This window comes from Aureibaculum marinum (assembly GCF_003813905.1).
Taxonomy (GTDB): Bacteria; Bacteroidota; Bacteroidia; order Flavobacteriales; family Flavobacteriaceae; genus Aureibaculum; species Aureibaculum marinum.
The window spans coordinates 22,832-33,269 of record NZ_RPFJ01000058.1 but is presented as its reverse complement, the minus strand read 5'-3'; the positions used below and the strand labels follow the sequence as shown (position 1 = coordinate 33,269).

The window sequence follows — 10,438 nt, the reverse complement described above, 5'->3', positions numbered from 1 at the left end:
ACCTACTATGTACTAGAGTACACACCTACTATGTACTAGAGTGCATACCTACTATGTACTAGAGTACATACCTACTATGTACTAGAGTGCACACCTACTATGTACTAGAGTGCATACCTACTATGTACTAGAGTGCATACCTACTATGTACTAGAGTGCATACATAATATATATTATAATACCTTAAATAATAATATACATATAAAATAAAAGGATTGACAATGTTTAAAAACTAAATAGGGGTAAGGGGTAAATTCTCTGAAGCCTTAAAGGTCGTGTACATCGCCTCCTAGTGAGAATTTTACTTAGTAGAATTATTTTAGGGGGGGGTATGTTACTTATAATAAGAGAGTTAAACACAAATAAAAATCAGGATACATAAACCAACAACCAACCTTAAAAGTTAATAAAACTAGAAAACAACAATAAAACACATCTTAACTACAAATATTATCAACTTTAAATCAATTTAAATACCATTTAAGACTATTTCTCAAAAAAAGTACACAAAAAAATCCACAGTAACAAAACAAAAAACGCAAACCCCTTTATTTAAAAGAGTTTGCGTTATTAATTCGTGACCCCGACAGGATTCAAACCTGTAACCCTCAGAGCCGAAATCTGATATTCTATTCAGTTGAACTACGGGGCCAAATGTTTTAGATATAAAATTATCTAAACATATATTTAACTAAGTAAGCTTTTTACTACATTAGAAATTGCTTTACCATCAGCTTTACCTGCCAATTCTTTTGAAGCCATTCCCATAACCTTACCCATATCTTTCATTGAACTAGCACCCGTCTTTTCAACAATATTAGAAATAACTTTATTAAGCTCTTCTTCACTCATCTGCTCTGGTAAAAATTGTTCAATAACTGCAACTTGTGCCAATTCTGGATTTGCTAAATCTTCTCTTCCTTGCTCTAAATAAAGTGCAGCACTATCCTTACGTTGTTTTACTAATTTTTGTAATAGCTTCAACTCTTCAGCTTCTGTCAACTCCTGCTTTCCACCCAATTCTGTTTGAGCTAATAAAATAGACGACTTAATTGCTCTTAAAGATTCTAATGCAACTGCATCTTTTGCTCGCATTGCTTCTTTAAGCTTTTCCATTACTTTATTTTGTAAACTCATTTTTCTAATTTTAGAAATGCAAAGATAAAGAACATGAATGAGTTTTTATGAAATTTCAAAATTTTATTTAGACCAGTTGGCTTTGAAAATTAGCAAAATTTATATCTATAAATATGGTAATACCGCATACTTCAAAAGAAAATAAATTGTAGCTTCATAAAAAAACCCAAAACAAATTTTACAATATTTTGGGTTTTTACAAACAAAACTAAATACTAATTAATCCACATTATCATGCAAATACGAATTATTAGAACGCAACTGAATATCATCATTATCGTCAGAACTTAATGATATTCTAGATTTATTTTCTGTAGGTTCTGATGAAGGTTCAACTTCATCCAAATCTATACCCATTCTTTTATAAGCTGGTTTATTTTGATATTCATCATTATTTCCAGGTCTATTAGCAAACCTATAATTAAAATCTTTCATTTTTCTTCTTCTATCATCAGCTCTTCTTTGTAACTCTTCTATAGTAAGACTCAATGGAGACTCTTCTTGATCTGAATTTATTTCTTGTTTTGCTACCTTTCTCTTATCAACTCTTACGTTAAATGCTAATTCTTCATCATCAATTTCATTTGATATGTTAGCATTTTGCTTCATTTCATCATCCATAAAATTTTCTAAGCCATGTTTTATTTTTCCGTCTGCCGTAACAGTAGGTTGAATAAACTCAGGCTCAACAACTTCAATATCTCTAATACTTGATGCTTTTGATTGTTCACTAACTCTAGTATCTTGTTCTGCAGTCTCAGATTTACGTTTTGGTGTTAATGGTAAATCAAAAGTTAACATCCCTTGTACTTCCTTAACTTCTTTTGCTTGCTCTTGTTTTCTTGTTACTTCTTTAATTACAAAATCTTCAATAACATCATCTTCTTTCACCTCTTCATAATGCACATCTATCTCATTAATAGGGTTTGAAGTACTATTGGTAGCTGTAGGTGTTTTATCGTTACCGTTGTCCTCTGGTTTAACTTGTTTTACTTCTTTAGGCTCTTCTTGCTCAACCTCTAAAGTATGTTTTACTATAGGTTTTACTGGTTTAGGTTTCGCGATGGGTTCAACCTCTTGATTTATTGATGCTAAATCATGAACTATTTTAGGAGCCTCAGTATGCGAAATTTCTCTCTGTTGCTCCTTATTAAAACCCGTTGCTATAATTGTAACTGCAATTGACTCACCTAACTCTTCATCTTCACCAACCCCCATAATGATATCAACATTACTTTTCGCTTCACTTTGAATATAATCATTAATTTCACCTATCTCATCAATTGTAATTTCAGTTGTACCAGAAACAATAAGTAGTAATACATTTTTAGCTCCGGTTATTTTGTTATCATTTAACAATGGAGAATCTAATGCTTTTGTAATTGCCTCTTGTGCTCTGTTTTGCCCTGTTGCAACAGCTGAGCCCATAATAGCCGTTCCGCTATTAGACAGTACAGTTTTAGCATCCTTTAGGTCAATATTTTGTGTGTAATGGTGTGTAATTACCTCTGCAATTCCCATAGCAGCAGTTGATAATACTTCATCTGCTTTAGAGAAACCTGCTTTAAATCCTAAGTTACCATATACTTCTCTTAACTTATTATTATTAATAACAACTAAAGAATCTATGTGTTTACTTAATTTTTCTATACCTTTTTGAGCCTGATCATTTCGCATTTTTCCTTCAAAAGAAAATGGTATTGTTACTATCCCAACAGTAAGTAAATCCAATTCTTTTGCAACTTTGGCAATAATTGGTGCAGCTCCAGTTCCGGTTCCACCTCCCATACCAACAGTAATAAACACCATTTTGGCTCTAGTACTTAACATGGCCTTAATATCGTCAATACTTTCTATGGCTGCTTCTTCACCTATTTCAGGATTAGCACCTGCCCCTAGACCTTCCGTTAAGGAAACTCCTAATTGTATTTTATTTGTTACAGGACTGTTATTCAAAGCTTGTTCATCAGTGTTACAAACCACAAAATCAATACCTGCAACGCCCTTTTTAAACATGTGGTTAACTGCATTACTTCCACCTCCTCCAACGCCAATTACTTTAATTACGTTAGATTGATTTTTAGGTAAATCAAATGCAAGATTTTCAAATTCAGTACTCATAGTTTTGTTTTTTGGGATATTATATTTTTTTCTTTTTTATATTTTTTATCTTCTCAAATTATAGATTTCTCTTAAAACACAGCCACTTCATCTGGTCTTTCATTCAAAAGATAAGTCATTACCATTTTCTTTCAATTCTATTCAGCATTATCTAAAAACTCTCTAAATTTATCAGCCCACTTTTCAAAAATTGATTTTCTATTTGTCTTTTCAGTATGACTTGATTTTTTATTATTAGAATACTTTTCATTTGCTTTTATGCTTTCAGCTTTTTTTGTTTTCTTTTTCTCTTCCAATCCTTTCATTAAAAGACCAACCGATGTAGCATATGCAGGACTAGACAAATCAACATCTGTATTTCCAGCCAAATGCTCATTTGGATAGCCTATTCTAGTATCCATTCCAGTAATATACTCTACCAATTGCTTTATATGTTTTAACTCTGCTCCACCTCCTGTTAAAACTATTCCTGCAATTAATTTCTTTTTAGTCTCTTCGTGTCCGTAATTTTTTATCTCTAAATACACTTGTTCAATTATTTCTACAACTCGAGCATGAATAATTTTTGACAAGTTTTTTAAAGTAATTTCTTTAGGCTCTCTGCCTCTTAATCCTGGAATAGAAACAATTTCATTTTCTTTATTTTCTCCAGGCCAAGCTGATCCAAATTTTGTTTTTAATAATTCGGCTTGCTTTTCAATTATAGAACATCCTTCTTTAATATCTTCTGTTATTACTCCTCCTCCAAAAGGGATAACTGCAGTATGTCTGATAATACCATCTTTAAAAATAGCTAAATCAGTTGTACCACCTCCAATATCTATAATCGCAACTCCGGCTTCTTTCTCTTCTTGACTTAAAACAGCCTCTGATGATGCTAAAGGCTCTAATGTTATATTAGACAATTCTAAGCCTGCACTTTTAATACATCTACCTACATTTCTAATAGAAGATACTTGCCCTACAACAACATGAAAATTAGCCTCCAATCGACCTCCATACATACCTATTGGAGCTTTAATTTCAGCTTGTCCATCTACCTTATAATCTTGTGGCAACACATGGATAATTTCTTCTCCTGGAAGCATAACCAATTTATGTACTTGGTTAATTAACTTTTCAATATCAGACTCATCAATTACCTTTTCTGAATTGGGTCTTGTGATATAATCACTATGATGTAAACTTCTTATATGTTGCCCTGCAATACCAACTACAACATCCTTAATTTTATAATCAGGATAAACACTTTCTGCTTCCTCTACTGCTTGTTGGATTGACTGTATGGTTTGTGTAATGTTATTTACCACACCACGGTGAACACCCATACTTTTAGCTTTGCCAGTTCCAAGGATTTCTAATTTTCCGTATTCATTAGTCTTCCCAATTATGGCAACAATTTTGGTTGTACCAATATCTAATCCAACGGCTATATTATCTTGTTCCATAATTTAATTTTTTGTACAAACAACCTGATTGTTGTACTCAAGGTTTATTTTTTTATAGTTATCTAAAGTTTTGTCGTTTATAACTTTTTGATAGAATACTTTTAATTTTTTTATTTTTTTATCCAATTGCTTCAATGTGCCCAATTCAACTTGATGATTTCCGAGTCTTGTTTTAAGTACAAATTCATTTTTTGGAAGTTGTACAATACCAACAATTTGTTTTTTAAGAAAATCGTCATTATCAATTACCGAAACCAACTTAAAAAGTTCACTAGAGAGATGATTATTTTCAACACCTTCTACAATAGGTACTCGGGCAGAATAATTTGAAGACAACGGCATTTTCTTGCCTTTGCTATCCATATAATATGCCACTCCACCATCATTCACTCTAGCAATTGGCATTTTTTGTTTAACAGACACACCTAATTCACCACTAACATCAACAAAAACCTCCGCATTTTCAATCATTTCATTAGAAAGTAGAGTCTCTTCCAATTTGTTCAAAAATAATTCTTCTTTTGACTGACTTTGAAGTTGTCCGTAATTTTGTACTAACAATTTATTAACAGTTTCGTAGGTAATAAATAAATTATCTCCATTTTCAAAATTTATGTTTACATTTTTAATTTTTTTTGCACTATTTCTTGCAGAAGAAAAGCCGTAAAGAAACACTACAAAAACAAATAGCATTACTCCTTTAACAAATGGAATTAACTTTTTCATTTTATTAAACTTAGATAAACTTCATTAACTAGCACTCCAATATCTCCTGCCCCCATCATTACAATAACTTTTGCGTCTGATTTTTTTATATTGTCTATAAGCTCTACTTTAGACGAAATTTTCTTATTTACACTATCCACTTTTTCTAATAACCATTTTGAAGTAACTCCTTCAATTGGTTTCTCTCTAGCTGGATAAATATCCAATAAGATTAATTCATCAAATTTTGATAAACTTTTAGCAAAATTATCAGAAAAATCTCTAGTTCTACTAAACAAATGAGGCTGAAAAATCGCTAAAACTTTATCTGAAGGAAATAATTCTTTTACAGCATCTGCCACTGCATTTATTTCTGTAGGATGATGAGCATAATCATCAATTAATACTAAATGCTCAGTTTTAATTTTATAATTAAACCTACGATGTATTCCTTTAAAACTTTTTAAAGCTTTGGCAATAGTAGTCAAAGAAACTCCATAACTATTAGCCATTGCCAAAGCCACTACAGTATTTAGCACATTATGCCTTCCTGGTATATTTATCTCAATGTTTTTGTAAAATTCAAACGGTGTTTGTATATCAAAAACATAAGATCCATTTTCAACTCTAATATTTTTTGCGTCATAATCTGCCCCTTCTTCAATACCATAAGTAATTCCTTTAATTGGCAATCCTTTTTTTACAAATAGTTTATCGGAAACTAAGCTTGCAAAATCTTTAAAAGATTCTGTTAACGCTTCAGCTTCCCCATAAATATCTAAATGGTCTGCATCCATTGAAGTAATACAAGCTACGTTTGGAGACAACCTTAAAAATGAACGATCAAATTCATCAGCCTCTACAACACTAATTTTATCACCTCCTAAAATTAAATTTGAATTATAATTCACAGCAATTCCACCTAAAAAGGAAGTCGCATTTAAATTGGCCTCATGTAAAATATGTCCTAAAATTGTAGATGTAGTAGTTTTTCCGTGTGTACCTGCTACTGCAAAACAAAATGTATTTTTAGTAATTGCCCCTAAAACTTCAGAACGCTTATAAATTGTATACCCATTATCTTTAAAATAATTATACTCTGTATGCCCTTTAGGAATTGCAGGAGTGTAAACTATTAATGTTTTTTCTTTATCAAAAATCTGTTCAGGAATAGCTTCAACTTCATCATTAAAGTGAATAGCTACACCTAACTCTTCAAGCCCATTAGTAACTAATGAAGGTGTTTTATCGTAACCACTAACAAAGAAGTTATTAGCCTTAAAATAACGAGCCAATGCACTCATACCGATACCCCCAATACCGATAAAGTAAATGTTATGTATATTATTTAGATTCATGGTTCTATTCAAACTTGGCACTTCTATTTATGCCTCTTCATTAGAATGTTTAGTTACTATTAATTAATTTTTCAACTTCGTTAGCGATATGTTCTGTAGCTTTTGGCAAAGCCAATTGCTTAATATTTTTGCTTAATTCTTGCTGTTTATGTTCATCTTTTAAAAGACTTTCAAATTCAGCACGAAAACTGTTTAATTCATTTTCTTTTAGAAGAATTGCTGCATTATTACTCACTACAGCCATCGCATTTTTTGTTTGATGATCTTCAGACACATTGGGCGATGGTATAAAAATTACTGGCTTTCCCACAATACACAATTCTGATATTGAACTTGCTCCTGCTCTACTAATAATAATATCTGATGCCGCATAAGCAAAATCCATTCTATCAATAAATTCCAACACCTTTACTCCTTTAAGGTCATTAAACCTTTTATATTCTTGATAGTACAATTTTCCTGATTGCCACAGTACCTGAACATTTTGCTCTACTAACCACTCAATATTTTTCTCAAGCAATAAATTTAAAGCTCTTGCACCTAAACTACCTCCCAAAACCAATAGTGTTTTTTTGCTTTTTTCAACTTTAAAATATTCTTGTGCTTCGGTTCTATCTACCAAAACTTCCAACAGATCTTGCCTTACCGGATTACCAGTTTTAACAATTTTATCTTTAGGAAAAAATCGCTCTAAACCTTCATAGGCTACACATATCGTATTTGCCTTTTTACTTAATAATTTATTAGTTATTCCAGGATAAGAGTTCTGCTCTTGAACCAACGTAGGTATCCCTCTTCTACTAGCCATTTGCAAGGTTGGACCAGATGCAAACCCACCTGTTCCGATAACTACGTTAGGTTTAAATTTTTTAATAATTTTATTTGCCCTCCACAAACTATCTAGTACTTTAATTGGGAATAACATATTTTTAAGTGTCAACTTTCGTTGCAAACCTGATATCCACAATCCCTCTATTTGATAGCCCGCTTGTGGTACTTTTTCCATCTCCATTCTATCTTTAGCACCTACAAATAAAATAGTAGCATTTGCATTGCGTTTTTTCAATTCATTAGCAATAGCAATAGCAGGATAAATATGACCTCCTGTACCTCCTCCACTAATTAATATATTAACCGATGGTTTCATGCAATACACTTAAAGGATTATCGTCATTTTTCTTCTTATCAATCTCAATTTTAGCCTCTCTATCTGCACTTACACTGAGCACAACACCTAAAGCAAAACAAGTCATCCATATAGATGTACCCCCAGTACTTATTAAAGGTAATGGCTGTCCTGTTACAGGAAATAATCCTACTGCAACCCCCATGTTTATTAACGCTTGAAATACAATAGGAATTCCAACACCCAACACCAATAAAGTGCCAAATATAGTATCCGTTTTTGTAGCTACTATTACAATTCTAAACAATAACAAGAGATATAAAATCATTAACATAAACCCTCCTACCAAGCCAAACTCTTCAACAATTATCGCATAGATAAAATCTGAAGAAGATTGTGGCAAAAAGTTTTTTTGAACACTTTTGCCAGGGCCTTTTCCTTGAATTTCTCCTGAAGCAATAGCTAACTTTGCTTTTTCAGCCTGATAATTAGCCTCTTCATCTGGATTCGAAAAATTTTCAATTCTTGCTACCCAAGTATTTATTCTACTATTTTTAAAAGTTTCAGGAAAAGCCTTTGCAGAAAGAATAAATATGGCAAAAACTAAAATACCAAAACCTAAAATAGCTCCAATAAATTTAGCTGGATATCCTCCTAAATAGGCAACTAATAAAACCATTACAAAAATAATGGCGGTGGTTGAAAAATTAGCTGGCAAAATTAACGCTAACACCATTCCTACGGGAATCCAAAGTTGAAGAAAGCTATCTTTAAAATAAATTTTCTTTTCCCTATTTTTTGCTAAATACCTTGCTGTGAACATCATCACAACCACACTAGCCAAAGTTGATGTTTGAAAACCTATTCCTACAAATGGAATATTAATCCATCTACTCGCATTAACCCCACTAATAGTTTTTCCTTGATATAAAGTATACGCTAACAAAACCAAAACCACCGGAATTAACAGCACCGAAAGACCGCTAAAATAACGGTAAGGAATTTTATGTGTAGCATAAATGATTACAAAACCTAAAACCAACAACATAGCGTGCTTTAACAAGTACCCAAGCGTGGTACCTTTTCCGACCACACCAACTAAATTGGTACTTGCACTATACACAGGGAGAAAGGAAAATAGTGCCAATAAAGCAATAATAGCCCAAATGGTTTTGTCTCCACTTATATTTTTTAATACTTTAGTCATTTACAATTGTCTAACTGCATCTTTAAATTGTCTACCTCTATCTTCGTAGTTTTCAAACAAATCAAAACTTGCACATGCAGGTGATAACAATACTGTATCTCCTTTTTCTGATACTTTGTAAGCAACTTTTACAGCTTCTTCAGCACCAGCAGTTTCAATTATAAAATCAACTATATTTCCAAAAGTTTCTATAATTTTTGAATTGTCTATTCCCAAACAAACTATCGCTTTTACTTTTTCTCTTACCAAAGGCAACAAGTCCGTATAATCATTACCTTTATCAGTCCCTCCAACTATCCAAACAATAGGTGTTCTTACACTATCTAATGCATAATAAGCTGCATTTACATTAGTAGCTTTAGAATCGTTTATATACTGAACCCCATTTATTTTTAATACAGGCTCTAACCGGTGCTCTACACTATCAAAATCTTCAAGACTTTCTCTAAGTGTATTATTTCTTACGCCCAATAATTTAGCAACCATAGAAGATGCCATGGCATTTTTAGTATTGTGCTTTCCTTGTAATGCTAATGTTGCTATACTCATTGTAAATGTGTTTGAATTAGTGTTAACTATTATTTTATTATCTTTTATATATGCTCCTTTTTCAAATGATTTTTCTAAAGAAAAAGGAAATAATTGTGCTTTTGTCTTATTGTTTTTTAACCAATTTTCGATGGCCTCATCATCTGCGTCATAGATTAAATAATCTTCAGCAGTTTGATTCTTTGTAATTCTAAACTTAGAATCAATATAGTTTTCATACTTATAGTCATATCGATCTAAGTGATCTGGAGAAATATTGGTTATCACCGCTATATGTGGTGCGAAATCCATAATCCCATCCAACTGAAAGCTACTTAATTCTAACACATATTTATCGTAATTTTCAGTAGCTACTTGCAATGCAAAACTATCACCAATATTCCCTGCCATTCCTACATTAAATTCCGCTTTTTTAAGAATATGATTGGTTAACATAGTGGTAGTTGTTTTACCATTACTACCAGTAATACCAATTAACATAGCCTTTGTAAATGTTGCTGCAAATTCAATTTCAGAAATTACCGGAATGCCTTTTTTTAATAGATCTTGAACTAACGGAACTTTGTCTGGAATTCCAGGGCTTTTCATTACAACATCTGCCCGAAATAGTTTATTTTCAGTATGTTTTCCTTCTTCAAAAAAAATATCATTATGTAAAAGAACTTTTTTATATTTTTCAGCAATCATTCCTTTATCAGAAACAAACACCTCATACTTATTTTTTTTAGCTAGAATTGCTGTTCCAACACCACTTTCTCCACCACCAAGCACAACTATCTTTTTCATT

Annotated in this window: 8 protein-coding genes and 1 tRNA gene; all 9 read right to left on the bottom strand. The window is 32.0% G+C overall.

Annotated features, from left to right (window positions below; all coding sequences use genetic code 11):
* Positions 1–578 precede the first annotated feature (578 nt).
* A tRNA-Arg gene (locus EGM88_RS14595) sits at positions 579–652 on the bottom strand.
* A 35-nt stretch (positions 653–687) separates the two neighbouring features.
* The gene (locus tag EGM88_RS14590; RefSeq protein WP_123899164.1) at positions 688–1,137 is read right to left on the bottom strand and encodes a GatB/YqeY domain-containing protein; all 450 of its coding nucleotides are present in this window, start codon (positions 1,135–1,137) and stop codon (positions 688–690) included.
* A 219-nt stretch (positions 1,138–1,356) separates the two neighbouring features.
* Positions 1,357–3,258 (bottom strand): cell division protein FtsZ, encoded by a 1,902-nt coding sequence (gene ftsZ, locus EGM88_RS14585; RefSeq protein ID WP_123899163.1) that lies wholly within the window; start codon positions 3,256–3,258, stop codon positions 1,357–1,359.
* Positions 3,259–3,395: 137 nt separating this feature from the next.
* A complete protein-coding gene (gene ftsA / locus EGM88_RS14580) occupies positions 3,396–4,706 on the bottom strand; it encodes a cell division protein FtsA (protein WP_123899162.1) in 1,311 nt (436 codons plus the stop codon).
* Positions 4,707–4,709: 3 nt separating this feature from the next.
* Positions 4,710–5,432, bottom strand: a complete 723-nt coding sequence (locus EGM88_RS14575) for a cell division protein FtsQ/DivIB (protein ID WP_123899161.1) — start codon at positions 5,430–5,432, stop codon at positions 4,710–4,712.
* The gene (gene murC, locus EGM88_RS14570) at positions 5,429–6,769 is read right to left on the bottom strand and encodes a UDP-N-acetylmuramate--L-alanine ligase (RefSeq protein WP_123899160.1); all 1,341 of its coding nucleotides are present in this window, start codon (positions 6,767–6,769) and stop codon (positions 5,429–5,431) included. The genes EGM88_RS14575 and murC overlap by 4 nt, the downstream gene beginning before the upstream one ends.
* 49 nt (positions 6,770–6,818) lie before the next feature.
* On the bottom strand, positions 6,819–7,916 hold the full coding sequence (murG, locus tag EGM88_RS14565) for an undecaprenyldiphospho-muramoylpentapeptide beta-N-acetylglucosaminyltransferase (RefSeq protein ID WP_123899159.1): 1,098 nt from the start codon (positions 7,914–7,916) through the stop codon (positions 6,819–6,821).
* Positions 7,900–9,102: an FtsW/RodA/SpoVE family cell cycle protein gene (locus EGM88_RS14560; protein WP_123899158.1), complete on the bottom strand. Its 1,203-nt coding sequence runs from the start codon at positions 9,100–9,102 to the stop codon at positions 7,900–7,902. Before EGM88_RS14560 ends, murG begins: the two co-directional genes overlap by 17 nt.
* A complete protein-coding gene (gene murD, locus EGM88_RS14555) occupies positions 9,103–10,437 on the bottom strand; it encodes a UDP-N-acetylmuramoyl-L-alanine--D-glutamate ligase (protein WP_123899157.1) in 1,335 nt (444 codons plus the stop codon). It abuts the gene before it with no gap.
* Between the last annotated feature and the right edge of the window lies 1 nt (position 10,438).

Coding starts and splice junctions, on each gene's coding strand:
- EGM88_RS14575 (WP_123899161.1), bottom strand. CDS start 5,432: ATGAAAAAGTTAATTCCATTTGTTAAAGGAGTAATGCTATTTGTTTTT.
- murG (WP_123899159.1), bottom strand. CDS start 7,916: ATGAAACCATCGGTTAATATATTAATTAGTGGAGGAGGTACAGGAGGT.
- ftsA (WP_123899162.1), bottom strand. CDS start 4,706: ATGGAACAAGATAATATAGCCGTTGGATTAGATATTGGTACAACCAAA.
- murD (WP_123899157.1), bottom strand. CDS start 10,437: ATGAAAAAGATAGTTGTGCTTGGTGGTGGAGAAAGTGGTGTTGGAACA.
- murC (WP_123899160.1), bottom strand. CDS start 6,769: ATGAATCTAAATAATATACATAACATTTACTTTATCGGTATTGGGGGT.
- EGM88_RS14560 (WP_123899158.1), bottom strand. CDS start 9,102: ATGACTAAAGTATTAAAAAATATAAGTGGAGACAAAACCATTTGGGCT.
- EGM88_RS14590 (WP_123899164.1), bottom strand. CDS start 1,137: ATGAGTTTACAAAATAAAGTAATGGAAAAGCTTAAAGAAGCAATGCGA.
- ftsZ (WP_123899163.1), bottom strand. CDS start 3,258: ATGAGTACTGAATTTGAAAATCTTGCATTTGATTTACCTAAAAATCAA.